Below are 26,573 nucleotides of genomic sequence, written 5' to 3'. Positions count from 1 at the left end.
AGGAATCCGGTCGGCCGGCATCGAGCGGATGATCAGCCGGGCAGTCGCCAGGACTGATTGGCCCCGCCGTCACAGTCCCAGATGTCCAGCCGGGTGCCGTTCGCGGTGTCGAGGGCCGGGTCGTCCAGGCAGCGACCGGACTGGAGACTCCTGAGGCTGCCGTCCGGCTGCGGCGACCACTGCTGGTTGGCGCCGCCGTTGCAGTCCCAGAGCTCGACGGGTGAGCCGTTGGCCGTGGCCTGGCCGGTGACGTCCAGGCACTTGCCGTTGTGTGTGAGCTTGCCGCTGTCCAGGGTCCAGACCTGGGCCGAGCCGCCGGTGCAGTCCCACAGCTGCACCCGGGCGCCGTTCAGGCCGGAGTCCTGGTCGACGTCCACGCACTTGCCGGCCGCGAGCCCGGAGGTGATCGGGCCGACGGGCAGCGGGGTGGCGGCGCCCGGGGTGAGGGCGAAGTCGTCGAACTGTTGGGTCCGGTAGCCTCCGCTGCCCAGCCCGAGGCCGGCCATCCCACTGGTGAACGAGGCGTCGGTGGCCCGGCCGACCTCCTGGCCGCCGACGCTCGCGATCAGGGTCGAGCCCTGCAGGGTGAGGGCGAGGCCGGTCCACTTGCTCAGGCCGGGTGCCGCGATCGTCCCGGTGGCGAGGGTGGTGAAGCTCCAGCTGGTATCGCTCTTGAGGATGGACCACGTGCCGGCGTCGGAGAGCCGCAGGTGGTAGGCGTTGAGGCCGTTGTTGTTGTGCCCCTGTCGGCCGACCCGGCCCAGCAGTTCGACACTGCCGGGCTGCTCGAACAGGACGTCCGAGGCGACGGTGTAGTTCTGCCAGGCGCCCTCACCCATGATCGTGTACGGGGCGTTGAACGGTTCGTCGGTCCAGCGCATCGGCACGGTGGGGGCCATCTGCCGCAGGCAGGTCCCGGTCCGGCCGCCGCCGCAGGCCACGGTCTTGAAGGCGCCGTTCATGTCGGCGAAGTACTTCGGCGAGGTGGTGGCGGCAGGCGCCTCGAAGCCGTCGGCGTACGGCAGTTGGAGGGCGCTGCCGGGTGGGGGCGTGGCGGTGCCCTTGCCCTGCCCGGTCGTGGTGGTCACGGTGTAGACGTAGCCGGGCTGGAGGGTCAGGGAGTAGCGGCCGCCGCCCGTCACGACGGGGTCCGGCTGGCGGACGAACCAGTCGCTGCTGTTGTCCGACCGCACGTTGGTCGCCCACACGTGCACCCGTCCGGTGGGCAGGCCGCCGGTGACGGTGAGGTTCACGGCCTGCGCGGCGGTGGCGTCCATGGTCTCGATGACGGTGGAGTACGCGGAGTTGTCCGCGGCCTTCAGTGTCGCGTAGCTGCCGTTGGTGCGCTTGTTGCCGAGGTAGCTGCTCGCGCCGTCGACGTAGCGCCAGCCGGGCTGGGTGAACTGGGTGGTGTGGGCGGTGACCCAGGCCGTCTTGCCCACGGTGTAGTTGCCGGACCACGGCTGGTTGGCGAGTGCCATGCCGTCGGTGGCGAAGTCCAGGTTGCCGTACAGCCCGGCGACGACCGGCCAGTTGACGAAGGCGGTGAACCGGGAGTCGATGTATCCGCGGTTGATGCCGCGGGCCACCGAGCTCGCTCCGGCCTGGTAGTCCTCGGAGCCGTTCTCGCTCGCCCAGATCGGCTTGCCGAGTCCCTGGGCCTTGTCGATCGAGGCGGAGTCCGCGGCGGGCTTGCAGTTGCTGAAGTCGCTGTTGTAGCCGCAGGGGTAGTGCACCCCGATGACGTCGACGGCGTTGCGGAAGGCGGCGTCGTCGGTCATCTGGTCGACCACCCGGTAGCCGAACTGGTCCGGGGCGACGACCTTCACCGAGCCGAAGCCGCCCGCGACGAGCTTGTTCTTCAGGCCCACGAACCACTGCGGGTCGGCGTCGTGCTCGTTCCAGCCGCCGAGGTAGTCGATGGTGAGGTTGTGCTGCCGGGCGCAGCCGAGCCACGAGAGCAGGTAGTCGTGCATCTTCGGGGTGTAGACGGTGTTGCTGGTGGTGCTGTTGTCGTTGACCCAGCCGGGGGCACCCCAGGAGAGCGCGGCCAGCTTGATGCCGGGGTTGCGGGCCTTGGCCTGCTCCATCATCCACCACTCGTAGCCCTGGTTGCAGTCCACGGTGTCGGCGGTGTGCATGTGGCTGGCCTCGGCGCCGTCGGTGGAGTTGGTGTCACCGCCGATCTCCACCTTGAGGATCTGGAGCGCGGCGCCGTAGCCCGGCTTGAACAGGTAGTCCAGCACCTGGCTGCGCTGCGGTTCCGGATAGTCCGCCAGCAGCCGGGAGTTGCCGCCGCCGCCGGAAATGGCGCCGACGCCGTCGAACACCCGGCCCGGCTGGTTGCCGGCGACGGTGATCGTGGTCGCTGGGGAGGCCTGCGCGGCGGAGGCCTGCGTGGCGGTGGCCTGCGCGGCGGAGGCCTGCGCGGCGGAGGCCTGCGCGGCGGTGGCCTGTGCGGGGGTGGTTGCCGCCACGCCGGTGAGCGCGCCCACCGTCAGGGCGAGTGCGGAGAGCAGGGTGGTGCGTGGTCGTGATCGCCAGGTCATACCAGCTCCTTGTGGGGGGATCCGGACGGCTCGGACGGTGTGTCCGAGAGTGGTGGGGCGGCCCGTGCGGCGGGCCGGGGTGTGTCGTGCCACGTGGCTCGCGCCCCGCGGACGGCGGGGTCAGGCCGGCAGGCCGACGGCGGGTTCGTCGCTGCGAGCGCGGGGAGTGGGAGTGGGACTGCGACTGGGTGGGGTGATCGGTCTCGCGGCCGGACAGCACAACGAGACCGGTCGTGAATCGGGACGGCGGTGTCGCGGCTACTGCGTCGTGGCCCACTGCTGGCTGGTCCGGCCGGTGGCGCAGGTCCACTGGACGACCGGCGCGCCGTCGGCGCCGGAGGCGCCGGTCACGTCCAGGCACTTGCCGCTGTTGACGGAGATCAGTTGGACGGCGCCGGTGCCCGCCACGGGGACGAGCGTCCACTGCTGGTTGGCCTTGCCCGGACCGCAGGCCCACTGGACCACGGGCGCGCCGTCGGCGCTGGAGCCGCCGGTCACGTCCAGGCACTTGCCGCTGTTGACGGAGATCAGTTGGACGGCGCCGGTGCCCGCCACGGGGACGAGCGTCCACTGCTGGTTGGCCTTGCCCGGACCGCAGGCCCACTGGACGACCGGCGCGCCGTCGGCGCCGGAGGCACCGGTCACGTCCAGGCACTTGCCGCTGTTGACGCTGGTGACCGGGGTGACCGCCGGACCGGTGAGCGGGGTGACGGCGAGGTTGGCGAAGTCGGCGTGCTGGAAGCCGCCGACGGCAAGACCGCTCTGGCCGACGACGTGGCCCGCGTCGGTCACGGCGGCCACCTCGACGTTGTCGACGGACGCGGTGATCGACGGGCCCTGCATCGCGAGCGCGAGGTTGTGCCAGGTCCCGGCGCCTGCGCCGGGGTAACTGCCGCTCGCCAGCAGCGTGTCCGTGCCGGAGCGGTTCTCGGTGGACAGCCGCCACGTCCCGGCGTCGTCGATCTTCAGGTGGTAGGCGGACCGGTCGTGGTCCACGTGGTCGATCCGGCCGAGGAGTTCGGCGGAGCTGCCGCCCTGTTCGAGCAGGACGTCCGTGCTGACGCGGTAGTTGCTCCAGGCCGGATCTCCCAGCAGGGTGGCGGGGGTGTAGTTCATGTCCGAGTGCCACGGGTGCGGCGCCTGGGTGAGGACCTGGCGCAGGCACATCGGGGTGCCGGCCCCGGCCGGGCAGGGTGCGGTCTCGAACGCGCCCGCCCAGTCGTGGAAGTAGCGGCCTGCCACCCCGGCCTGCTGGGTGCTCAGGTCGGCCCGGTAGGGCAGCGGGAACGACTTCGCCGCCGGCGCGACGGCGTCACCCTTGCCCTGACCGGTGGTGGTGGTCACGGTGTAGACGTAGCCGGGCTGGAGCGTGAGAGAGAAGGCTCCGCGCTGCGGGGTGACGTCCTGGGTGTGGACGAACCACTGGGAGGAGTCGGTGCTGTTCATGTTGGTGGCCCAGACGTGCACCGCGCCGCCGGACAGGCCGCCGGTGACCGTGAAGTCGACCGTCCTCGCGGCGGTGGCGTCGGTGGTCTCGATGACGGTGCTGTAGTCCTGGCCGGACCTGAGGGTGACGTAACTGCCGCTGTGGGGATCGCCGTTGACACCGGCACCGGACAGGTAGCCGACCGAGGTGTCCAGGTACCGCCAGCCCGGATGGGCGAACTGCGTGGTGTGGGCCATCGCCCAGATGTTGCGGCTCACCGCGTAGTTGCCCGACCAGGGCTGGTCGGCCGCCATCAGGCCGGCCCCGGCGAACGGCAGGTTCGAGGGCCAGGAGCTGACCAGCGCCCACTTGATGTCCGAGGTCACCTTGGCGTCGATGTACTCACGGTTGAGGTTGCGGGCGAGCGCCGCCGGCTGGGAGCCGTAGCTGTCGACGTCGTCCTCGGCGACCCACAGCGGCTTGCCGAGCCCCTTCGCGGTGGCGCTGCCGGGGCAGGCGGTGTAGGCCGGGGTCGAGTGCCAGCAGACACCGTGCAGGCCGACGGCTGCGACGGCCTTGTTGAAGGCGGGGTCGGCGGCCAGGTCGTCCGCCACCGACCAGTTCTCGTCGTCGTTGTCGGACGCCACCAGCAGGGTGTCGCCGTGACCGCTGCTGTCGAGGGCGGCGCGGAGGGTCTGGTACCAGGCCTTGTTGTAGCCGTTCTCGTTCCAGCCGCCCAGGTAGCCGATCTTCAGGCCGTGGCTCTCGGCGCATCCCAGCCAGGACTGGATGTAGGTGATGTTGTCCTGGGACCACACGCCGCCGTTCAGCCAGCCCGACGCAGCCCACTCCAGGCCGTAGAACGTGATGTCCGGATTCCGCGCCTTGGCCTGCTCCATCAGCCACCACTCGTAACCGCGTTCGCAGTTGACCTCGGTGGGGGTGCGCATGTGGCTGGGCTCGGGGCCGTCGGAGGAGTTCCCGTCGCCCCCGATCTCCACCTTCAGCATCTGCAACGCGGCGCCGTAGCCGGGCTTGAACAGGTAGTCGAGCACCTGGCTGCGTTGCGGCTCCGGGTAGTCGACCAGCAGCCGCGAGGTGGCGCCGCCGCCGCTGATGGCCCCAAGTCCGTCGAAAGCCAGGCCACTTGACGATCCGTCGATGGTGATCCGCTGTTGCTGATGCTGCGGCTGCGCGGCCTGGGCTTCGGATGCCAGGGTCGGCGTCCAGGTGGCGGCGATGCCCAGGGCCAGCGCTGCCAGCGCAGTGGCCCCGCCTCTGAGGGTGCGGGGAAGTGATCGCACGGAATGCTCCAGTTCCATGGGTGGGGGTCCTGTCGCGGAGGGATCGCAACGGGATGGAACGCATGGGCCTCTGATGTCCCGGTCGGGTGGGCCGGGTTGAGCGCCCGCCGGAGCCCGATGCCGGGCCGGCGGCGGTGTGAGCGCTCAATTTCGCCCAATATGAAGCGCGATTACACAGAAGTCAACATGACTGAACAGATATGTGCGCGTTTTCGTCTGCCGAGGGGATGTCAGGAGACGACGCTCCCTTCTCATGCTCGACCGGCCTGGACCGACCGCACGAAGGTCGAGGGGGGTGCGCCGACGGCTCCACCACGCAGCGGGAGGGCAGGCTGCAGCTCGGGCCGGCGGGTAGCGGTCGGCGATGCCGCATGCAGAGTGTGCGGCGGGGCCGAACCGCCGGCGACGATTTCGCCTTGGCAGAATCCGGCATGGCGGAAAGACGACAGCCTCGCTCGCCGGATCCGGTCGGCCTCGTGAGACGATCGAGAGGTGTATTCGCTTCATGGCATAGGTATGAGCCAGACGGCCGAGAACGCCTACCTCCTCCTCGTCGAGCGCGGCCCGCTGGCCCCTGCCGAACTGGCCGGCGCCCTGCGGGTGACCTCGCACGCCATGGGCACGGCGATCGGCGAACTGACCGGCCTCGGCCTGGTGGAACCGGACGGCACACGGCTGGTCGCCCGCCCCCCACGCGCCGCGCTGGACGTCGTGGTGGACAGGCGCAGCAAGGAACTCGCCGCCCTGCACGACGGCGTCGAGGAACTGTCCCGCTTCTGGCGCGACCACCACCACGCCGACGGAGCCGACTACATCGAGGTCGCCCGGACGGAGGCGGCCCGCAGTGCACTCGTCCGGCGGCTCTACGACGAGGCCACCGACCGGGTGCGCGGCCTGACCATCGGGTTCACCGGCCGATCCGCACAACCCAACATGCTGGCCCCCGGCTGCCGGGAGGCGCTGACCCGCGGTGTGACGTGCACGGTCGTCTACGGGTCCCGGGTGCTGCGGGACGGGGCCGCCCGACAGGCCGTGCAGACCTCCATCGACCTCGGGGAACGAGCCCGCGTCTTTCCCGAGGTGCCGCTGAACATGGGCATCTGCGACGACCGGTTCGCGCTCGTGTGCCCCCCGTCCAGCGACTGGGACCGCCGGCACCACATCGTCGTGCAGCGATCGGACCTCCTCGACTCGCTGATCGGGGTGTTCGAGTCGTTCTGGCAGATCGCCGTCCCGCTGCCGGCCGCCGTCGAGACCGGGGACGACAGCGGGACGGCTCCAGGAGTCGAGAGCCGGCAACTGCTCACCTACCTCAGCGGCGGTCTGACCGACGAGTCGATCGCCCGCGAGATCGGCGTCAGTGAACGGACGGTGGCCCGTCGCATCACCCGCCTCCAGGAGGTCCTCGGCGCGCGGACGCGCTTCCAGCTCGGCGTCCAGGCCAGCCGTCGCGGCTGGCTCTGAGGGCGGAGCCCCGCCCAGGCCGGGGCGTCACCGCAGTGGCCGGGGAGCCGGCGGCGGTCCGGACAGTGCGTCCTGGCCGGGACGGTGACTCTCGGCGGCTCCGGGCCGCCCGCCCACGGCCGGTCGGTCAGGCGTCGATCCGGTGGGCGGCCCAGAACGGGGTGAGGTCCTCGGCGGTGGCGGCCTGGGCGGCGGACGTGAAGGCGGGAGTGCTGCTCACGCCGTACCGGTGCTCGCGCACGTAGTCGCGGAGCAGGCGGGTCATCACGTCGGCTCCGATCAGCCGCCCTAGGTCGTGCAGCGCGCACGCGCCGTAGTCGTACACGACGACCCCGTACCGGGCCGGGTGTTCGTCCCAGTACGCCATGCCGTTGGTGATCCGTTCCTGCGGCGACGACCACACGACGGCGCTCCAGCAGTCCGCCCCGTCCCGGCCGCCGGCCAGGTCGGTGGCGTACTCGGCGAACGATTCGTCCAGCCAGGGCTGGTGGTACTGGTCGTCCCCGACGATGCCGTACCACCACTGGTGGGCGATCTCGTGGACGAGTGCGGTCGTGTTCACCCGGTCCAGGACGAACCCCGGGTACTCCATGCCGCTGAACCAGAGGGCGTTGTCCAGGACGGCGTCCAGCTCCGGGTACGGGTACGCGCCGAATGCGCGGCCGTGCGCGTCCAGCGCGGACTCGGCGGTGGCCAGCATCGCCCGCGCGTCCGCCGCGCCGACGCCGGCCGCCGTGTGGACGTTGACCCTGACCCCGTCGGCGGAGACTCCGGAGACGGTGTCGAACGGGCCTGCGGCCCAGGCGAAGTCACGCACCTGCCGGGCGGTCGCCGTGGTGACGGTCCGTCCGGAGGCGCCAGGGGTGTCGGAGGAGCTCCCGGTGGCGGGTACCCCCAGGGCGGCCGGATGGTCCAGTACGACGGTGAAGTCGGCGGCCACCGTGTAGAAGGACTCCCCGGTGTCGGTGAACGGGTCGAGGTGCCAGCCGGTGGCGTCCCGCACCGCGAGCACCGGCAGGGCGTTGCCGAAGTAGCTGTACGCCCCGTGCCGCCCGAACCGGTCGGCGTCGTCCGTGCGTTCGGGAGCCCGGATGGTGAGGTCGAAGCCGACCGTGTGGCGCCCGCCGTGACCGAGCGGCGCCGGCAGGGCGATCCGCAGCGCGGTGCACCCGACCGAGAGGTCGTCCGCGGCGGTGCCGACCAGGTGTGTCACGGTGACGGACGGTGCCGTGCAGCCTCCGTGGGCGTTGCCCCACAGCCTCAGGAAGACCTCGTGGAGCGGCTCCGCCGAGACGTTGCCGAAGGTCACCCGCTCGTGCCCGGACCAGCTGCCTCCCGAGGAGTCGCCCGTCAGCTCGGCCACGTAGACGGCCGCGGCCGGCGTCCGGGCCGGCTCGGCGCGCCGCCCGTTGCCGGGTCGCGAGCCGCCCGACGTGGTGGCGATCAGCGCGAGGCACGCGAGGACGGCTGCCAGGAGCCGGGCGGACTTGTTCATCGGTTCTCCTCCTCGGGAGTCGGCGGCAGGGCCGGGTGCGGGAGGCTTCCGTTCCGGCTCCTGCTTCGGCTTCCGTTCCGGTTTCCGCTTCCGTTCCGGCTCGGGCTTCCGCTTCCGTTCCGGCTCCGGCTTCCGCTCAGGCTCCGGCCGAGGCCGGAGCCCGGGCGCTCGCCGGTCACCGACCGCCGTTGCCCTCCCGCTGCCGCAGCACCGCCAGGTCCACTGCCCGGTCGACGGCAGGCAGGCAGGCGGCGATGTCGGTGTGGACGACGTACTCCACCGAGGCCACCGTGTGCAGGCCCTGGACCAGGAAGGTGTACTCCCGGCCGCGTTCCAGCAGCAGGACGATCGGCTTGTCGAACGCGCTGGCCCAGCCGATCTCGATGTGGGTGCCCGGGGAGGCCGGGTGGCCCGGGAGGGCGACGAAGACATCGGCCTTGCGGATCTCGTCCTGGTCGAGCTTGGTGCACTGATCCGGCCGCATCAGGTCCGCACCCCACGCCTCGCGGCGGTGGGCGTTGTGCACGGAGAGCCCCTGCGCCTCGAAGTGCTTGATCAGGACGTCGAACGGGGCCCGGGCATCGGCCGGCATCTCTCCGGTCTCCGGGTCCAGGAGCTGGATGAACGGGCCGGCGAGGAAGATCGAACGGATGCCCAGGTCGGGGCGGGAGTCATGGGGCAGTGTGATGGCCATGGGGATACCTCCGGAGCAGCGCCGGTGACCGGGTGTCGGGTGAGGGCCGACCGGCGGGCGGGCGTGGGCTGAAGGCGGCGTGCCGGGGTCAGTCCTTGAGGAAGCACTGGATGAAGGCGTCGCCGGTGGTGCCGCCGTGGGTGTACTCGGTGGTGTCGTACGCGACGAAGGGGTGCCGCTCGACCCGGATCCGGCGGAAGTGCGGGAGGTACTGCCAGCGCAGCTCCGGCTTGGTGCTGAAGAACGGGATGAACACGCCGCCGGGACGCAGCACCCGGACGACCTCCGGCATGGTCCTGACCCACAGCTCGGCGTCCGTCCAGACCTCCATGTCGAGGGCCGGGTCGAAGAACATTCCGTCGATGCTCTCGGACGGCAGCTCGAAGATCCGCTGGAAGAAGTCGCCGCGTTCGACGGTGAGGTTGTCGGGCAGCTCGGGGTGCCGGGCCCGGAAGAGGTCCTCGACCTCGTCGAAGAGTTCCAGCACGGTGTGCCGTCGGGTCGCCGGGTTGCCGGCGATCCGCAGCGCGGACAGGCCGAGGCCCAGCCCCACCTCGTAGAAGTCCCGGCCGTACTCGCAGAGCATGTCGGCGCTGGCCCACATCAAGTCCCGCTCCCAGGCCTGCATGGCCTGCTCGCCGCCGATGCTGAGGGTCACCTCGCCGTTCTGCTCGATCAGTTCGATCGCGGGCTTGGTCTGGCTCTCCATGGTTCTCCCTAGGGGGTTGCGGGTGGGTCAGGCGCTCACGGGGACGACCCCGAAGTGGCGCCGGGCCGTCGAGACGGCGAGGTCCTGCACGGCGAACACCGTGAAGTAGTAGGCCTGCGGGGCGGTGTCGGCGGCGAACCGCACGCGGAACGCGACCTCCTCGGCGTCACCGCCGGTGAGCCGGAGCCTCGTGGTGACCGGCTCCACCGTGGTGTCCTCGCGCAGGTAGCCCGGGACGAAGAGCCCCAGCCGGACCGGGCCGGTCCGGGGCGCGGTGACCAGCGCCCGGACCTCCAGCACCCCGCCCTGCTCGACCTCGTCCGCGGCGTGGGCGAGCAGCGTGGGGGCGTCCGGGAGCTGGAAGGTGACGTCGCCGCAGCGCATGCAGACGACGCACGTGGTGTCCAGGACGTGCGGGAGCAGGCCCCGCCGGGTGAACTCCTGCGCGGGGCGCCCGCACGGGCAGGTGACCTCGCGGACCTGCGGGTCCAGGCTGCTCCGGTCGCCGAAGTGTGCCGGGTAGTTCATCAGCTCGTGCTCGGGGTTGGCCGCGACCTGCTCGGTGATCACGTGGTCGAGGGACTGCAGGTCCGCCGTGAGCGATGCGCGGATCTGGTCCGGCGACTGGTCGGCGAGGTGGGTCGGCCTGGCCACCCAGAGGTCGACCTTCCGGGCCAGCTTGGTCAGCCGCGGCCGCAGCGGGTGGTTGTGCGGCAGCAGCTCCGAGGCGAGGTAGGCGGTGAGCCGGGCGCCCACGGTGAGCAGCAGCGGGTCGGGGCGGTGGTCCGCCGGGGCCGGGGGCGGCGGGGCGTCCTCCGGTGCTCCTGGCAGGCCGAAGCGCATGAACGCCGGGTAGGGGTGGGAGCCGGCCAGGCTGGCGTTGAGGGTGTCGACGGAGTCCGCGCCGACCAGGGCGCCGTGCATCCAGGCGACGTTCTCCGGGCGGTCGGTGTCGTGCACCGACACGGCCGAGACCACCGTGCGGGCCGGGCCGTCGAGCGCGTTCAGCAGCAGCTGGTACTTCGGGTCGTACAGGGCGAGGTCCGCGAGCGGGCCGCTGTTGCACGCGCTGAGCACCAGCTCCACGGCCTCCACCCGGTTGAGCGGGACGAGCTTGTCCTCCGGCTTGTAGCAGGGCAGCCCGTAGGCGCAGCGCGGGCCGAGCAGCCCGGGCACGGCCGGGGCCGAGCCGTTGAGGCCGCAGATGGTGAACTCGCCGAGGTTGACGCTGTCGTCCTTGCCGTGGCCCTGGAAAGCCACCCGCCGCCAGCGGGTGCCGAGGATCTGGGCCTGGATGTCCTCGCGGTCGAAGTCACGGTCGTCGAAGACCTGGACACCCGGCAGCCGGGGCGGCCGGTCGGTGTCGGTGAACAGGCCCAGCGCGTCGACGTCGAGCGCCGGTTCCGCGTACTGCTTGGCCACGTTCCAGCCGACCGAGGCGTCGTCCCGGCCGCTCAGCAGCGTCAGCCCGTGCGGTCGGCCGCGGTAGGTGGCCAGCAGCAGGGCCCGGACGGGGTCGAGGGTGAGGCGGTCGTAGCGGCCGACGAGCAGCAGCGAACCGCTGTGCCGCTCCTGGAACGCCGCGACGTCCGTCAGTTCCTCCTCGGCCACCCAGGTCCGGGCGAGCGGGCGGGCGAGGTCCGCGAGCCCCTCGGGCAGCTGTGCCGCGCCGAGGACGATCCCGACATCCAGCGGGTGCGGCTGCCGCAGGCCGCCGTACAGCCGACCGGCGAGCTCGACGCTCTGCGCCAGATCGGCGCGGTCCTCGGTCGGGACCGGCACCGGCAGGAGCTGGGGGGATGCCAGGAACTCCCGGACGGCCTGCGGTAACTGGTCCCGGGTGACCGGACGGAACAGGGGGGCGGGTCCGGACGGCAGGTCGGGCCGCTGGTCGGTGGGGGCAGCGTTCATGGTGGACACCTCGTGTGGTCCGCGCCGGGAGGGCGGGGGAAGGGGAGCGGCTCGGCGCGCGAGCCGATGAGGGTCAGCCTGGCGTCCGGGGGCGACAGGTCTGATGAGGCGGTGCGTCGACGGGCCGGCCGGCGGGTCCCGGGTGGTGGGCCCGGCCGTCATGCCGCACACTCCACCACCGGCACCGCGCGCCGGGTCAGCAGCCCCCGGCAGGCGAAGGCCAGTGCGGCGGCGGCCAAGGCGGTGCCGGTCGCCACGGCGAACACCGCGCGCGGCCCGAGCGGGTCCATCAGCAGCCCGCCGGCCTGCTGGCCCAGCGCGTCGCCCAGGACGGTGGCCAGCGAGGCCCAGGTGAAGGCTTCGGCCAGCGAGCGGCCGTCGGCGATGCCGCTCACCAGGGTCATCTCGCTGGCGGAGACCAGGGCGATGGGTGCGCTGCCCACCGCGAGGGCCACCGCGAGGCCCACCGGGGAACCGGCGAGCAGGGTCAGGCCCGTCCCGAGGGCGTACGCCAGGAGCAGCCGGGGGAAGCGCACCTGGGGGGCCACCCGGGACTGGGAGCGGCCGAGCCAGAGGGCGCCCAGGGCGCTGCCGACCCCCCAGCAGGCGTAGACCACGCCCGCGCCGCCCGGGGCTCCGTGCCGGTCGACGAAGGCCGGGATGGCCAGCGTCAGCAGGCCGATGGGCACCGCGGAGAGGGCCATGATGCCGGTCAGGGCCAGCAGGGCGGGCTCCCGTAGCGGTCCGAGCGGGTGGCGCGGCTCCTTCGGAGCGGCCACTGCGGTGTCCTCGGTGCCGACCGGGAGCCGGGTGTACGCGAGCCCGAGCGTGCCCACGCCGCCCAGCACCGCGACCGTCGTCAGCGCCAGGCCCGCCGAGCCGACCAGCATCAGCGCTGCCAGGATCAGCGGGGCGCCGATCACCAGGACCTCGGTGAGCAGCGCCTCCCAGAGGTAGGCGGTCTCGCGTTCCTCCTCCTGGAGCGGCAGCCGCGCCCAGAGCGACCGCATACAGGCGTTCGCGGGCGGCAGCACCGCCCCGGCGAGGACCGCCGCCGCGGGTTGTGCCCAGCCGCCGGGGTGGGTGAACCACACCAGGACGGTGAGCGCCACCGGGTAGGCGACGGCGGTCGCCGTCAGCACCGCCGCCCGGCCGCGACGGTCGAGGTGGCGGGCGATCAGCGGGCTGCCGAGGGCCATCCCCAGCGTGTACAGCGCGGCGACCAGACCGGCCTGGGCGTAACTGCCGCCCTGCTCACGGACGGTCAGGACGATTGCCAGCGACATCAGATAGACCGGCAGCCTGGAGACGACGCTCCACCAGGCCGCCCCGGCCACCCGGGGGCGTGTGAGCAGATCGAGGAAGCGACGGGGCAGGCCGCTGGTCACGTGGTCGTTCTCCGTTCCGTGGCCGCACGGGGCGGCGGAGTCGGGTGCCGGGCCGCTGCGCGGGCGGGCGGCACGGCGGGATCAGGTGGGGACGACACCGGCCTCCCGAGCCGGCACCACCTCGATCGCGAAGCGGTCGAGCACCTCGCGCATGCGGACTTCCACCTCCTCGACCGACCCTCCCACGACGTGGGCGTACCCCGAGGCGTTGTGCGAGGCCCGGCGGGCCGCCACCCGGTCACCGGCACGGACCTTGAGGACGGCGTCGACGACGCCGGGCATCCCCAGCAGCTCCTCCCGGGAGGTGATCCGCCGGATCGTCCCGGAGCCGGGCAGTGGCAGCAGCAGGTCGCCCGCACAGCGGCGCTCGCGGTAGTCCAGCTCGGGCCGGCGGCCGAGGTAGACCGCCAGGGTGGCGCCGAACACGTCGAAGCCGTACGCGTGGCCGTGGTTGGCGGGGATCTCGCAGCCCGCGAGCCGTACGCCGATCTCGCCCGCGTACACCTCGCCGTCGATCAGGAAGAACTCCATGTGGGCGTACCCGTGGTCGATGCCCATCCCGGTGGCGATGCGTTGGACCAGCGCCCGCACGTCGACCGGCGGCCCTTCACCGGTGCCGACGCTGATGTTGGCGTTCATCGCGCCGTCGACGATGTCCAGCGGTCGGCAGGGCATCGCGCTCGGCCACGCGTCCAGCACCTCGCCGCCGAGGATGATCGCGCACACCTCCCACTCGGTACCGCCGAGGTGCTCCTCCACCATCCACTGCCGTGCGGTGAGGTCGATCCCGGCGAGGTCACCGGGCCCGGCGAGACGGTAGGTGTCCACACAGGCGAACGAGTCCACCGGTTTGAGCACCACCGGCCAGCCGTGCCGCCCGGCGAACCGCTCGACCTCGGCGCTCGACCACACTCGGGTGAACTCCGCCGTCCGCAGGCCGAGTTCCCGGAACCGGGCCTTCATGGCGGCCTTGTCCCGGACGAGGGTCACCTGCTGCTCGGTCAGGTGCGGCAGGCCGGCGAGCGCCGCGAACCGCTGGGCCACGGCCTGGCGGGGCTCCGACGGGTTGCAGAACCGGGTCGGCGGCAGCGTCAGCCCGGCCGCCCACTCCCGGTACCGCTTCGCCTCCTCCTCCGCCGGCACGCCCTCACGCACCCAGAAGGCGGGCAGGTGCGCGGTCTCCAGGAGGTAGTCCTCCGGCAGGTCCAGGCGTGTCTCGGCGAACCGCAGCAGGACCAGCCGGTCGGCCAGCTCCCGGGCCGCGTAGCGGGTGAAGGACGAGGGCCGGTCGTCCACCATCAACAGCGTCTCGGCGTCGGTCACACCGCCTCCAGCACCTGGCGGACGGTCTTGGCCGCGAGGGCCTGCTCCTCCTCGGGCAGCTCGGGGGAGAGCGGCACGCACAGGGTGCGGTCCAGCAGGTCCCTGGTCCGGGCGAAGCCGTCGCGGCTGAGCGCGAGCGGGCCCTCGGGGGCGTGGTTCCAGGGGAAGCCGTCGCGGTAGAGCGAACGGCGGCCGGCGAGCACCGGGTGCTCGGGCAGCAGGTACTTCCCGAGCGTCCAGTTGGCGATGCCGGCGGCGGTGAGCGCGGTCACCGCGGCGTCCCGCAGCTCCTTGCTCTCGCACCGGAAACGCAGGCTGACCTTGACGTCCCCGGCGGCCCGGGGCCGGACCTCCAGGTCGGGCCGGTCGGGCAGTTCGGCCATGGCGATGGCGTACATCCGCTCCAGGCCCGCGAGCAGCTCGTCGAGGTGCCGGAACTGCTGGCACTGGACGGCCGCGACCTGCTCGCTGGTCACGAAGTTCTCCCCGAAGTGGGCGTCCTGGTCCCATGTCGGGTAGTGGCCGGGCACCCGCGCCGAGCCGTGGTCGTGGTAGCGGCGCATGGTCGCCCAGGCGTCGTCGTCATTGGTGAGGACCAGCCCGCCCTCGCCCGAGGTGAGGACCTTGTTGTGGTGGAAGCTGAACGTCCCGGCGTAGCCGGCCGTCCCGACGTACCGACCGTCGGGCAAACGCGCGCCGAGGGACTGGGCGCAGTCCTCGATGAGGTACGGGACATCCGCCGGCAGCGGTGCCACGGTGCCCTCCATGTGGGCGGTGATCACCCGCCGGGCGTCGGGCGGCAGCAGCGTCGGGTCCATGGAGAGTGAGTCGTCGGCGTCGACCAGCACGGGGATCAGGCCGCACGACAGCACCGCGCCGGCCACCGCGACGAACGTGACCGCCGGGATGTGCACCAGGTCGCCGATGGCGGGGCCGGTGGAGATCAGCGCCAGCCTCAGTGCCTCCGTGCAGTTGTGGACGGCCAGGGCGTGGCCTGCACCCAGCCGTTCGGCGGCCGTCCGCTCCAGCCGGGAGGCCATGCTCTCGGTCTCGGTCTGGTAGCGGAACAGGACCTGGTGCTCGATCACCTTCTGCAGTTCCGACATGTCGGACCAGTCGAGGTAGTTCGCTCCGTAGGGCAGGAAACGCTGCCCGAGCCGCTTGTCGAGTGAGCTCATGCCGTGTCGGACTCCGTGATCGGCTGCGCCGAACCGTCGACGACCATTTCCTGGCCTCGGTGGTTGCGGAGCAGCAGGCCTTCGGGGATCTGGGTGTAGGAGGGCGGCGCGATGGGGATCTTGCCGATCTTCGTGGTCAGGACGTACTGGGGGACGCCGAACCCGGTGATGTGGCCCTGGAGGCCGGCCATGATCTCCCAGCCCTTCTCCACGGACGTCATGAAGTGCGAGACCCCGGTGACGTTGTCGCAGTGGTAGAGGTAGTACGGCCGGACCCGGATCCGCAGCAGCTCGGTCATCAGGGTGCGCATGGTGGCGACGTCGTCGTTGATCCCGCGCAGCAGCACCGTCTGGTTCCCGACCGGGATCCCGTGCCGCAGCAGGCGGTCCACCGCCGCCGCGGCCTCCGGGGTGATCTCCTTCGGGTGGTTGAAGTGGGTGTTCAGCCAGACCGGGTGGTAGCGGGAGAGCATCGAGCAGAGGCTTTCGGTGATCCGCTGCGGCAGCAGCACCGGGAACCTGCTGCCGATCCGGATGATCTCCACACTGGGGATCGCCCGGAGGCCGGCGATGATCTCCTCCAGCTTGCCGTCCTGGTAGGACAGCGGGTCGCCGCCGGTCAGCAGGACGTCCCGGATCTCGGGGTGGTCGGCGATGTAGCGCAGGTCCTCGTCGTAGGAGCCGCCCTCGTCGTCGCGGAAGTAGGTGCCGTCGACGTCGGTGGTGTGGAACTTGCGCGTGCAGTGGCGGCAGTAGACCGGGCAGGCCTCGGTGATCAGCATGATCACCCGGTCCGGGTACTTGTGCACCACCCGGTTGGTCTTGCGGTAGTAGGTGTCCCCGACCGGGTCGACCTCGGCGCCGGGGAACTCCATCAGCTCGCCGAGCGCCGGCACCGCCTGCTGCCGGACCGGGCAGTCGGGGTCGTCCGGGTCCATCAGCGAGGCGTAGTACGGGGTGACGCTCCAGCGGTACTTGCCCGCCACCCCGGCGATGGCCGTCTCCTCGTCGGAGCTGAGGTTGATCCACTGCCGCGCCTTGTCGACGGTGGTGATGCGCCGGCGCATGTGCCAGCGCCAGTCGTCCCAGTCGGTCTCCGGGACCCTGGGGCGGATCAGTTCGGGGCGGGCGGCAGCCGTGGACTCGCGGAGTGTGTCGGACATGGCGGCTCCAGTACGACGCGGACGACGTGGACGGGGTGGCCGCGACCGGTGCGGTCGGACCAGCAGGCTGACGGTCGGTGGGCGGGGTGACGGTTGGTGGCGGTGTCGGGACGGCTGAACGGGCGGGCCCACGCAGGGGCCGCGGCGGGGGGACGTCGGGCGGACGTCGGGCACACGGCGGGCTCACATCGGGGCGAGCGCGAGCTGACGGAGGGTGCGGGCGACCCGCTGCGCGCCGCGCAGGTCGTCCAGGGCCGTGTCGAGCAGGTGCCAGGGCCCGGCAGCGGCGTCGGCGGGCAGTGCCCACACACCCGGGTCGGCCGGATCCTCCGCCGGGGGCAGCGGCAGGACCTCGGCGAGCCGGTCGGCCAAGTCCCGCTGGGCGGCCCCGAGTGGCGGCAGCAGGACCAGTGGTGCCCGCCGCGCCTGGGCGAGTGTGAGCGCCCCGAGGACCGGTGAGGCCAGGAACACGGCGGAATCGGCGTGGAGTGCGTCCACGTCGGCCCCGGCGGCCCGGTGCACCCGGACATCCGGATGCTCCGCGAGGCTGCCGAGGGCGGACCGCAGGAGGTCGAGCCCGGTGTCGGTGACCACGGTGCAGTTTCCGGTGCGGTGCAGCGCCCCCTCGGCCCACCCCCGTAGTGCCCCGGTCGCGAAGGCCTCGGCGTCCGCCTCGGGTACGTCCCACAGGGAAAGCAGCAGGAGGGTGCCCGAGCGGGTCCGGCTCCGACCGGTGCGCTGCGGCGCGAGCACCCCGGTCGGCCGTGTACCGCGGGGGAGGGGCCCGGACGGCGGCAGCCACCCGGGCCGGTGGAGCCGTCCGACGGCACGCCCCGGCGGAGCCTCCGCTGCGGGCGGGCCGGGGTGGCCCGAGCCGAGGTGCACCACCGGCACGCCCAAGCCCAGCAGCCGTTCGGTGGCCACCGCGTCGTCGCAGACCAGCGCCGCGACCGGTGGCGGTTCGAGCTCGGACGGGTCGGTCCGGCGGAGGTCGCCGAGGTGGGCGGCCACCCGGCGCAGGGCGAGGACCGAGTCCAGCTGGTCCTCGCGGGCACTCAGCAGGACCCGCGGGGCGTGCGCGGCGCGACCGCCCGGCGTTGCCGGGGACTCCCGGGCGGAGGTCAGTAGTGCCATGCGCCCACCGACCCGAGTCGCGCCACATCGTCGCTGTATCCGGCGGCAGTGGTGGAGCACCCGCTGCACACCTCGGGCCCGCGATCACGGAAGTAGTCGGCGTGCGCCCGGAAGACCGGGGTGTCCAGCCGGATCACCCCCTGCTCCCGCAGAGGGGCACCCCCGGGCCCGTCGTCGCCCTCCCGGTGGGGGATGCAACTGCACGCGAACATCCGCCCGTACTTGCCGTCGACGTAGATGACGTCGTCGGCGACGTGGCACAGCGGTTCGGCGGCGCGCGGGGTGACGGACCGGGTGAAGTACCGCTCCTGCTCCTGCGGGGTGTCGCCGTAGAAGCGCTTGCCCATCGGGACCAGCACGGTGGCCGGGTCGGCGTCGTAGATCGGATCGCAGACGCTGCGGACGTGATCGGCGTCGGGGTAGGTGATCGTGCGGTCGAGCTTGAGCGCGGACAGCTCCCACTGCTGTACCCCCGCCTCGGTCAGCACCTCCTGCAGCCGTGGCATCTCGGCGTAGTTGTGCGGTCCGACCACGGTGTTGACCCTGGGCAGGACGCCGAGCGCGGCGGCGTCGCGCAGGCCCTGCAGCCCGCTGTCGAACATGCCGGGGGAGCGCCGGTAGACGTCGTGGGTGGCGCCGGAGGCGCCGTCCAGGCTGACGATCACCTGGGCCAGGCCGGCCGCGGCCAGTCGGGCGGCCATCCTGGGCAGCAGCGAGCCGTTGGTGATCAGGGACATCTTCATCCCCGCGGCCGCCCCGGCGCGCACCAGCTCGACCACGTCCGGGTGCATCAGCGGCTCGCCGCCGGTGAACCGGACATAGCCCACGCCGGCGTCCCTGGCCTTCGGCAGCAGGTCGTCGAAGTCCTCCCGGGAGAAGCGGAACGTGTCGCGGGAGAGGGCGAAGTCGCACATGAAGCAGTCGGCGTTGCAGGCTTCCAGGATCCTGATGAAGAGGTAACGATCACGGGCACGCACGGGGTGGAGACCTTCCAGGCGACTCACGGGACGAGTGGACGGGGTGGGGTGGCGGGAGTGCGCGGGTCAGGAGCGCGGATCCGCCGCGCCCAGGACACCGAGCAGGGCGTCGGCCACCTGGGCCGCGCCGCCGGTGCCGATCGCGGTGGTGAGCGCGCCCCAGTCGTCGACCCCGGCGGCCCGGCGCAGTGCCTCCAGGACGCCGTCGCGCAGGGCGTGGCCGACGGCTGGGCGGTCATCGCCCTGCGCCGCCGACGCGATCGCGCCGTAAATCAGTTCGAGGGCGCTGTCCTCGCCCTCCGAGCGGAGCGCCAGTGCCTCGTCCTCGGCGAGCACGGCTTTGGGCCAGGGCACCCGCAGCCCGGCCCCGAGCGCCTGGCTGTGGTACCGGCCGTTGAAGATCTGGCTGAGGTTCTGCGGTGGTAGGCAGACGGTGGGGACGCGCATCCCGCCCGCCTCCAGCAGGGTGGTCAGACCCGGCGAGGTGAGCAGGACGTCGCAGTCGTCCAGCCGGTCCAGGAACGCGCCGTGCGTGAGCGGTCCGGTGGTCGTCCGAGGCGGGGCGATCGCCGCGTCGACGAGCCGGCCCGCCAGGTCGGCGGGCAGGTTGCCGGCGATGTGCACCTCCTCGACCCCGCAGGCGGCGAGGGCCTCGAGTGCGGCCGGGACGACCAGACGCGGGTAGTGCCCGGGATCGTCGAGCCTCGGTGCCCGCAGACCGCCCAGGCTGATCAGTGCCTTGCGGCACGGGCGGCCGGTGCCCCGTCCGGCGCCGCGCTGCGGCTCCGCGGCGCGGCGCCGGGCGATCACCGCCTCGACCCAGTGCAGCCCCCGGGCGTCGGCCAGGACGTCCAGGCACTCGGGCGGCAGCTCGACGCTCTTCTGGGCGCAGTACACCGTCGCGTCCAGGGGCAGTGCGGAGCGGTCGCCCTCGGACCAGAGGAAGGGCAGGCTGTCGACGAACACGGTGGGCACTCCTGCGGCCAGTAGGGCCTGCGCCGCCGCGCCGTCCAGGACGACCACGGCGGCCCGCACCTGCTGCGACCGCACCACGTCCCGGACCGCGGCGGCCGACCGGTCGGGATCGTCCGGCAGGTCGTGCCAGTCGTCCACCGTGTGCTCGGCGAGCAGCGGGCGGCCCAGCCCCGACGCCAGCCCGACGAAGCGCAGTGGAGGCGTCGTCGGGCGGTCCCGCAGGGCGGAGAGCACCGCGCTGAGCTTTCCCGAACTGCCCCAGCCGAATTCCGCCCCGACGAGTGCGACGGTGACCGGTGCGGATCCCGGGGCGAGGGCCGTGGAGTGCGGGGTGACGGGGGATGACATCGGCTGTCTCTCGCATTTCCGTGGAGGGCCGGCCACGCTTCGGACGCCCACGCACGCACGCAGGCAGAGCCGCCTCGGGAGGGCGTGAACGGCCCGCCTGGTGGCTTCCTTCGGGCACAACCATTGTGTATACGGCCGGTTCGGGCAAGGCATTTGGTGAAGCGTTCAGGCTGACGAGTGAATAGCCCGATCGAGCTACTGGATATGATCCGATGAGCAATAGTTGGCGATGGGTCAAGCGGGAGACGGATCCATCGGAGAGGCGCGGGAATTGAATCGCCCACCGAGCGTTCGGCGACTAGGATCCGCTCCCATGGGCTATCTCGAAGCCACCGGCCTCGGTCACGTTCTCGCCGACGGTCGCGAGCTGTTCCACGACGTCTCCTTCCGTGTACCCGCCGGCGAAACGGTCGCGCTCATCGGCGACAACGGTGCGGGCAAGACCACGCTGCTGCGCACCCTCGCGGGCGAACTCCCGGCACAACAGGGGTCGTTCCGCAGTCAGGGTGCCCTTGCGGTCATGCCGCAGTTCATCGGCAGCCTGCGCGACGACCGCACCGTCCGGGACCTCCTGCTCACCGTCGCACCACCGCCGCTCCGGGCGGCGGCCGCCGCCCTCGACGCGGCCGAGCTCGCCATGATGGAGGCCGACGACGAGCCCACCCAACTCCGCTACGCCCAGGCGCTGGTGGACTGGGGCGAGACCGGCGGGTACGACTACGAGGTGCTCTGGGACACCGTGACGGTCGCCGCACTCGGCATCCCGTTCCAGATCGCGCAGTACCGGGAGGTGGCGACACTGTCCGGCGGCGAGCAGAAGCGGCTCGTCCTGGAGGCCCTGCTCCGGGGCCCGGCCGAACTGCTGCTGCTCGACGAACCGGACAACTACCTGGACGTCCCGGGAAAGCGCTGGCTGGAGGAGCAGCTCGCCCAGACCCGGCAGGGTGTGCTGCTGATCACCCACGACCGCGAGGTGCTGAGCCGGACGGCCGGCCAGGTCGTGACACTGGAGGGCGGCACGGCCTGGACCCACGGCGGCGGATTCGCCACCTGGGGCGAAGCCCGTGAGGCCCGCTGGCAACGCGCGGCCGAGCTGCGGCAGCGCTGGAGCGAGAAGCACGAGCAGCTCAAGGACCTCGTCAGGACCTTGCGCCAACAGTCGTCCATCAGTGACGAGATGGCCTCGCGGTACCACGCGGCCCAGACCAGGCTGGCGAAGTTCGAGGCGGTCGGGCCGCCGCCCGCGCCGCCACGCCGGCAGCGGGTCGTGCCGGACCTGCGCGGCGGCCGGACGGGCCTTCGGGCGATCACCTGTCGCGACCTGGAACTCACCGGGCTGATGCGGCCGTTCGACCTGGAGGTGTTCTTCGGCGACCGGGTCTGCGTGCTCGGCTCGAACGGATCCGGCAAGAGCCACTTCCTCCGCCTGCTGGACGAGGCCGGCGGGGACGCGGCCGCGACCGTGGCGCGCACCGGTGAATGCCGGCTCGGTGCACGTGTACGGCCAGGACTGTTCGCCCAGACGCACCGTCACCCGGAGTGGGCCGGCCGCACCCCGGCCGACATCCTCGGCGCCGGCGAGGGCGACCGGGCCGGGCTGGACCTGGAGCGCGCCATGTCGGCCCTGAGTCGCTACGGATTGGCCGGCGCCGGCCGCCAGAACTTCGAAACCCTGTCGGGCGGACAGCAGGCACGCTTCCAGATCCTGCTGCTGGAACTCGCTGGGGCGACCCTGCTGTTGCTGGACGAGCCGACCGACAACCTCGACCTCATCTCGGCGGAGGCCCTGGAACAGGCCCTGGCGGCCTTCACCGGAACGGTGGTGGCGGTCACCCACGACCGCTGGTTCGCCCGGGTGTTCAGCCGCTTCCTCGTCTTCCGGGCCGACGGCCAGGTGGTGGAGGCGGACGAACCGGTCTGGGACGAGGGTCGGGTCAGCCGCGTTCGCGGCTGACCCGAGCAGTCCCTTCGGACTGACTGCGCAACGGCCGAACGCGGACGCGCCGCCGCCGGGCTCGTCCGCGTCGAAGCGGGCTCCGGTCCCGGCCGCCCTCGTACACGGCGGCGTGGCCGTCGATCACGGGAAGACCGTAGAGCCGGGCACCCCCCGACAGCCGACCGGGCGAGTCGACCGGGGGGAGCCGCATGGCAATTGCCTTGCTGCGACGGTGGATGCGAGCGATGCTGGGCCTATGCCAGGGCAGCGGAAGAGAAGGCGTCAGCGGCAGGACGAGATACGGCGGGCCGCCGATCGCTTCGCACCTGACGCGGGTAGCTGGGACGTGCTCTTCGAGACCCAGGACGAGTCGGAATGGCGCGCTCACATCCAGCATCTCCGGGCGACGGACAGACAGATCGACTGGACGGCGGTGCGGATGGACACCTTCTGTGGGCGTCTGGTGCAGCCGACCACCTATCGGCTGAGCCTCTTCGTGCCGACCCCTGTGCCCGATCCGGGCCAGGACTCCGCCACTGATTGATCGTGTGGCCGGCGGAGGTGCCTGACCCGGTATGGCCCGTGGCGGGCTGACCCGGGCCGATCCGTCGGCTGCTGCGACGTCGAGGCATCCCCGACACCATCCGCGAACGCCGCGAATCGGATCGCCGACCGCGAGAGGCGCGCCGCGTTGCGCTCGCGCGTGGTGGTCGGCAGTTCGCGATCCCGTAGGGCGTTGCCCTTGGGCACGAGGCCGACGACGGACTCCCGGGCCGCCGACCTACACTGGCGGGCATGGCATGCCGCATCAGTGAACTGGTCATCGACTGCGCCGACCCCGAGCGGCTCGCCGCCTTCTGGAGCGAGGTGCTCGGCTACGTCGAACTCGACCGGGAGGACGACGGAAGCATCCAGATCGGGCCGCCCGACGCCGGCTTCGGCGGCCTGCAGCCCACCCTCGTCCTCAGCGCGAGCAGCGACCCGCGGACCGGGAAGCTCCCACTGCACATCGACGTCAACGCCACCGACCGTGACCAGGACGCCGAGCTGGAGCGGCTGCTCGCTCTCGGTGCACGGCCCGTCGACGTCGGCCAGACCGGCACCGAGAGCTGGCACTGCCTGGCCGACCCGGAGGGCAACGAATTCTGCCTCCTGCGCACCCGGCTCAAGCCCCTCTGACCACGTGCGTCCTGGCGCCACGTCGTCCGGTCGTTCGGTCGTTCGGGGCGGTCGGAGGCGCTCGTCCGCCTTCGCGGAGCAGTGAGACGGGAATCCGGGTGGCGATCGGCGGGCCCGCGTGCCGGAAGCCACGGGCCGGTTCGGCCGGGCGGGCGGCCGTAACGGGCGGGCCGTCAGGCCGCGGGCACGGGAGTCAGCCGGTAGGCGTCCCCGTGCGTGATCACGCGGCCGGCGGTGGGCGGCGCGAAGTGGGTGCCGAGGACGAGGGTGTCCGTGCCGGCGAGGGAGGCGAGCAGCTCGCGGCGGGAGGCCTCGGACAGACGCGGGTCGATGTCGACGCAGGCGCCGATGGCGGGGTGGGCGAGCTGGACCGGGTGGTGGATGCAGTCGCCGGTGATCAGCGCCGTCGCACCGTGGCTGGTCAGCTCGACGGCGACGTGGCCGGGGGTGTGTCCGGGCGTGGGCAGCAGGCGCAGGCCCGGGGCGATCGCGATGCCCCCGGCAGGGACGTCGACGAGGTCCAGCAGGCCGGCCTGCTCGACCGGCGTCACGGAGTCGCGGAACATCTGCTGGCGGGCCTCGTCCATGTCGTAGGCGGCCCAGAACTCCCGCTCGGCGCGGGAGGTGAGATACCGGGCGTTGGGGAAGGTCGGGATCCACGCTCCGTCCACCTCCTGGGTGTTCCAGCCGACGTGGTCGGCGTGCAGGTGGGTGAGGACGACGAGGTCGACGGAGTCCGGGGGGAAGCCGGCGGCGGTCAGGCGGTCCAGGTAGTCCGTCCGCAGGTTGTGCCAGGCGGGGTTGGCCCGCTCCTTCCCGTTGCCGATGCCCGTGTCGACGAGGACGCGCAGCCCGGCCACGGTGAACGCGAAGCTGTGGCTGTCGAGGTGCAGGATTCCCTCGCGGTCGGCGAAGTCGGGGTGCAGCCAGTCCTGGCCGGTCACCACCTCGGGGGTGGCGTCGGGCAGCAGCCACGGTCCGGTCGCGGGCGGCAGGAGGACCTCGTCGATGCGGTGGACGGTGACCTCGCCCAGGGTCCAGGAGGGGATGGGCGTGGCGGCGGCAGTCTGCATGGTCCGTCGTTTCCTTTGCTCTTGTCGGTGGAGGTGGTCGTTGGCGTGGCGTTGGCGGAGTTGTTCGTTAACGCGGCGGTCGGCGGTCGGCGGTCGGCGGTCGGCGGTCGGCGGTCGTTGGCGCGGGGTGTCGGCGCAGGCGGTCGTCAGCGCAGGCGGTCGTCTGCGGGGCGGGCTGCTCCGCGCCTTGACGCGGCGAGTGCTGCCAGTGCTGCCAGGGCGAGCAGGCCGGCGATGACGGCGTAGGCGTGGGAGGTGGTCGCGAGCCCGTAGCGCTGGGTGGCGGCTCCCGCGGCGATGGCGGGCAGGCTCATGGAGAGGTAGCTGAGGACGTAGTAGGTGGCCAGCGACGCGGCGCGGTCCCGCTCGTCGAGCGAGGAGAGGATCAGGCGCAGTGCCCCCTGGGACACGGCGCCGAAGGCGATGCCGGCCAGGGCCGCGCCACCGTAGACGGCGGGCAGTCCGGCGCCGTGCAGACCGCTCAGGGTCAGGAGCGCGGCGGGAAGGATGGAGAGGCATCCGCCGATCGTCGCGGCGAGGGGGTCGGTGCGCCGCACTGTCCACACGGTGAGGGCTGCGGCGGCGCTGAGGGTGAAGAAGACCATGCCGCGGGCCGCTTGCGGGGCGTCGGGGGTCACCAGGCGTACGAGGGCCGGCCCGAGTGAGGAGTAGAAGCCGCCCAGCGCCCAGATGGCCACGACCCCGGTGCCGACGGTGGTGAGGGCGCGGCGGACCGTGGGCGGGGCGCTGAGCCGCGGGCGCAGCGACCGCAGCGCGCCGGTGTGCCGGTGAGCCGTCTCCGTGGTGAACGTGACCGCGATCGCCTGGGCGGCGAACAACCCCGCCAGCAGGACGTAGACGGTGACGGTGGGGGCGGGGGCGAGGCGGACGAGGAGGGTGGCGGCCAGGACGCCTGCGGCCATGCCGGCGACCGGGGCGATGGTGTTCGCCAGGGCGGACCGGCCCGGACGCCGGGGGTCGTCCAGATCGAGGAGTGCCGCGCCTGCCGCGCTGGTGGCCGCTCCGGTGGCCAGTCCCTGCAGGGCCCGCGCGGCTGTCAGGAGGCCTGCGCCGTCCGCAGAGGCCAGGAGAATCATGGAGCCGGCGGCTGAGATCAGGGAGCCCACCAGGACGGGCCGCCGTCCCAGGTGGTCGGAGAGCGCTCCGGTGGTGAGCAGGGCCAGCAGCAGCGCCAGGGCGTAGGCGCTGAAGACCACCGTGACGGCGAGCGCGGAGAGGTTCCACTGGTCCTGGTAGAGCGGGTACAGCGGCGTCGGGGCGCTGGAGGCCGCCAGCAGCGTCACCAGGATCGAGGAGGGGAGAGCGAAGGAGGTTGCGCGGGCACGGGCGACCCGGTGGGGGCGGTGCGCGGGTGCGTGGGACACGACGCTGGGCATGGGACTCCTTCCCGGTAAACGCAATCTGTTTGCGTTAAGCCACCGTAGAGCCTGCGGAGCCACTAACGCAAACCGTTAGCGTTTGGCGTGAAGGGGGAGGCGTGGGCCGGCGGAAGCACGGTGGCGGTGGAGGTGTAGGCCGGGCGGAAGCACGGTGGAGGTGGAGGTGGAGGTGGAGGTGGAGGTGCAGGGGCTGGAAGTGCGGAGGGGTTGGAGGCGGCCCGTACGGGCCCGCGCCGTTCGGTCGCCGGTCGGCCGCCGCAAAGGGCGCCCCGTAAACGCAAGGATTGTGCTTTAAGGTGGTGTCATGAGCCGCAAACAGATGGTGCGCCCCGGCGGGCGCAGTGCCCGGGTTCAGGCATCGGTGCACGCCGCTGTACGTGAACTCCTCTCCGAGGTGGGCCGCGACGCGCTGACGGTGCCCCTGGTCGCCCAGCGCGCGGGGGTGACACCGTCGACCGTCTACCGCCGCTGGGGCGACCTCCAGGAGCTCCTGTCGGATGTCGCGGTGGAGCGTCTTCGGCCCGACGCGGCGCCGGAGGACCACGGGGACCTGCGCTCCGACCTGACGGCCTGGGCCGAGCAGTTCCTCGACGAGATGGCGTCCCCCTCGGGGCGCGCCTACATCCGCGACGCCCTGCTCGGCGATCCGGACGGCAGCAACGCCGGCAGGTGCTCGGCCTACGCGGCCGAACAGATCGACGTCCTGCTGGCGCGGGCGATCGCGCGCGAGGAGAACGCTCCCGGCGTCGAGGCGGCGATGGACCGCGTGGTCGCCCCCTTGATGTACCGCATCCTCTTCCGTCCGGCCGGTCTCGACGCCGCGTACGCGCGCGGGCTTGTCGCCGGGCTCCTCGGGTCAGGTCCGGACACGGACACGGACGCAGACGTAGGCCCAGGCCCAGGTCCAGACGCGGACGCGGACGCAGGAGCGGACGCGTAGGAGAAGA

The 26,573-nt window shown here is 72.3% G+C and carries 20 protein-coding genes; 5 read left to right on the top strand and 15 right to left on the bottom strand.

All coding sequences use genetic code 11. The features are described 5' to 3' along the window. Nucleotides 1-32: 32 nt before the first annotated feature. The gene (locus tag ACZ5WK_RS12550) at nucleotides 33-2,549 is read right to left on the bottom strand and encodes a ricin-type beta-trefoil lectin domain protein (protein ID WP_465547331.1); all 2,517 of its coding nucleotides are present in this window, start codon (nucleotides 2,547-2,549) and stop codon (nucleotides 33-35) included. A gap of 258 nt (nucleotides 2,550-2,807) precedes the next feature. Beyond that, nucleotides 2,808-5,279 (bottom strand): RICIN domain-containing protein, encoded by a 2,472-nt coding sequence (locus ACZ5WK_RS12545; RefSeq protein ID WP_465547330.1) that lies wholly within the window; start codon nucleotides 5,277-5,279, stop codon nucleotides 2,808-2,810. 516 nt (nucleotides 5,280-5,795) lie between these two features. Here ACZ5WK_RS12545 and ACZ5WK_RS12540 point away from each other — a divergent pair. Beyond that, nucleotides 5,796-6,743, top strand: coding sequence for a helix-turn-helix transcriptional regulator (locus tag ACZ5WK_RS12540; RefSeq protein ID WP_465547329.1), 948 nt, complete (start codon nucleotides 5,796-5,798; stop codon nucleotides 6,741-6,743). A gap of 127 nt (nucleotides 6,744-6,870) precedes the next feature. On the opposite strand, the gene ACZ5WK_RS12535 is transcribed toward ACZ5WK_RS12540, so the two are convergent. The 11 genes from ACZ5WK_RS12535 to ACZ5WK_RS12485 all read right to left on the bottom strand — a co-directional run bounded on the left by ACZ5WK_RS12535 (nucleotide 6,871) and on the right by ACZ5WK_RS12485 (nucleotide 20,038). Then, nucleotides 6,871-8,238 (bottom strand): M1 family metallopeptidase, encoded by a 1,368-nt coding sequence (locus ACZ5WK_RS12535; protein ID WP_465547328.1) that lies wholly within the window; start codon nucleotides 8,236-8,238, stop codon nucleotides 6,871-6,873. A gap of 175 nt (nucleotides 8,239-8,413) precedes the next feature. Continuing rightward, nucleotides 8,414-8,932 carry a nucleoside 2-deoxyribosyltransferase gene (locus tag ACZ5WK_RS12530; protein ID WP_331742173.1) on the bottom strand — a complete coding sequence of 173 codons (519 nt, stop codon included), beginning with the start codon at nucleotides 8,930-8,932 and terminating at the stop codon, nucleotides 8,414-8,416. Between the two features lie 88 nt (nucleotides 8,933-9,020). Next, complete coding sequence (locus ACZ5WK_RS12525) at nucleotides 9,021-9,641, bottom strand: class I SAM-dependent methyltransferase (protein WP_465547327.1); 621 nt, start codon at nucleotides 9,639-9,641, stop codon at nucleotides 9,021-9,023. Between the two features lie 27 nt (nucleotides 9,642-9,668). Continuing rightward, nucleotides 9,669-11,552, bottom strand: a complete 1,884-nt coding sequence (locus tag ACZ5WK_RS12520; RefSeq protein ID WP_465547326.1) for a hypothetical protein — start codon at nucleotides 11,550-11,552, stop codon at nucleotides 9,669-9,671. Between the two features lie 158 nt (nucleotides 11,553-11,710). Beyond that, nucleotides 11,711-12,940, bottom strand: coding sequence for an MFS transporter (locus tag ACZ5WK_RS12515; protein ID WP_465547325.1), 1,230 nt, complete (start codon nucleotides 12,938-12,940; stop codon nucleotides 11,711-11,713). Nucleotides 12,941-13,021: 81 nt separating this feature from the next. Beyond that, complete coding sequence (locus ACZ5WK_RS12510) at nucleotides 13,022-14,263, bottom strand: ATP-grasp domain-containing protein (RefSeq protein WP_465547324.1); 1,242 nt, start codon at nucleotides 14,261-14,263, stop codon at nucleotides 13,022-13,024. Then, on the bottom strand, nucleotides 14,260-15,441 hold the full coding sequence (locus tag ACZ5WK_RS12505; protein WP_465547323.1) for a DegT/DnrJ/EryC1/StrS family aminotransferase: 1,182 nt from the start codon (nucleotides 15,439-15,441) through the stop codon (nucleotides 14,260-14,262). The genes ACZ5WK_RS12510 and ACZ5WK_RS12505 overlap by 4 nt, the downstream gene beginning before the upstream one ends. Further along, complete coding sequence (gene blsG, locus ACZ5WK_RS12500) at nucleotides 15,438-16,604, bottom strand: arginine 2,3-aminomutase (protein ID WP_465547322.1); 1,167 nt, start codon at nucleotides 16,602-16,604, stop codon at nucleotides 15,438-15,440. The genes ACZ5WK_RS12505 and blsG overlap by 4 nt, the downstream gene beginning before the upstream one ends. A 183-nt stretch (nucleotides 16,605-16,787) precedes the next feature. After that, nucleotides 16,788-17,738 (bottom strand): CGA synthase-related protein, encoded by a 951-nt coding sequence (blsF, locus tag ACZ5WK_RS12495; protein ID WP_465547321.1) that lies wholly within the window; start codon nucleotides 17,736-17,738, stop codon nucleotides 16,788-16,790. Then, entirely contained in the window at nucleotides 17,726-18,715 is a 990-nt protein-coding gene (gene blsE, locus ACZ5WK_RS12490; RefSeq protein ID WP_465547320.1) for a cytosylglucuronate decarboxylase, read from the bottom strand. Before blsE ends, blsF begins: the two co-directional genes overlap by 13 nt. 66 nt (nucleotides 18,716-18,781) lie before the next feature. Then, nucleotides 18,782-20,038: a hydroxymethylcytosylglucuronate/cytosylglucuronate synthase gene (locus tag ACZ5WK_RS12485; RefSeq protein ID WP_465547319.1), complete on the bottom strand. Its 1,257-nt coding sequence runs from the start codon at nucleotides 20,036-20,038 to the stop codon at nucleotides 18,782-18,784. Nucleotides 20,039-20,351: 313 nt separating this feature from the next. Here ACZ5WK_RS12485 and ACZ5WK_RS12480 point away from each other — a divergent pair, with 313 nt between their 5' ends. The 3 genes from ACZ5WK_RS12480 to ACZ5WK_RS12470 all read left to right on the top strand — a co-directional run bounded on the left by ACZ5WK_RS12480 (nucleotide 20,352) and on the right by ACZ5WK_RS12470 (nucleotide 23,153). Further along, nucleotides 20,352-21,992, top strand: a complete 1,641-nt coding sequence (locus ACZ5WK_RS12480) for an ATP-binding cassette domain-containing protein (protein ID WP_465547318.1) — start codon at nucleotides 20,352-20,354, stop codon at nucleotides 21,990-21,992. Nucleotides 21,993-22,320: 328 nt separating this feature from the next. Beyond that, nucleotides 22,321-22,518 (top strand): hypothetical protein, encoded by a 198-nt coding sequence (locus ACZ5WK_RS12475; RefSeq protein ID WP_465547317.1) that lies wholly within the window; start codon nucleotides 22,321-22,323, stop codon nucleotides 22,516-22,518. Between the two features lie 251 nt (nucleotides 22,519-22,769). Then, nucleotides 22,770-23,153: a VOC family protein gene (locus tag ACZ5WK_RS12470; RefSeq protein ID WP_465547316.1), complete on the top strand. Its 384-nt coding sequence runs from the start codon at nucleotides 22,770-22,772 to the stop codon at nucleotides 23,151-23,153. 173 nt (nucleotides 23,154-23,326) lie between these two features. Here the strand turns inward: ACZ5WK_RS12470 and ACZ5WK_RS12465 are convergent, their stop codons facing one another. Both ACZ5WK_RS12465 and ACZ5WK_RS12460 read right to left on the bottom strand, forming a co-directional pair. Further along, nucleotides 23,327-24,226 (bottom strand): MBL fold metallo-hydrolase, encoded by a 900-nt coding sequence (locus ACZ5WK_RS12465; protein ID WP_465547315.1) that lies wholly within the window; start codon nucleotides 24,224-24,226, stop codon nucleotides 23,327-23,329. A gap of 146 nt (nucleotides 24,227-24,372) precedes the next feature. Continuing rightward, nucleotides 24,373-25,623 (bottom strand): MFS transporter, encoded by a 1,251-nt coding sequence (locus tag ACZ5WK_RS12460; protein ID WP_465547314.1) that lies wholly within the window; start codon nucleotides 25,621-25,623, stop codon nucleotides 24,373-24,375. 307 nt (nucleotides 25,624-25,930) lie between these two features. Here ACZ5WK_RS12460 and ACZ5WK_RS12455 point away from each other — a divergent pair, with 307 nt between their 5' ends. Further along, a complete protein-coding gene (locus tag ACZ5WK_RS12455; RefSeq protein ID WP_465547313.1) occupies nucleotides 25,931-26,566 on the top strand; it encodes a TetR/AcrR family transcriptional regulator in 636 nt (211 codons plus the stop codon). Nucleotides 26,567-26,573: the final 7 nt, after the last annotated feature.

The organism is Kitasatospora sp. NPDC032757, assembly GCF_055579305.1.
The sequence above is the reverse complement of the archived record's forward strand: the minus strand, read 5'-3'. Positions and strand labels throughout refer to the sequence as shown.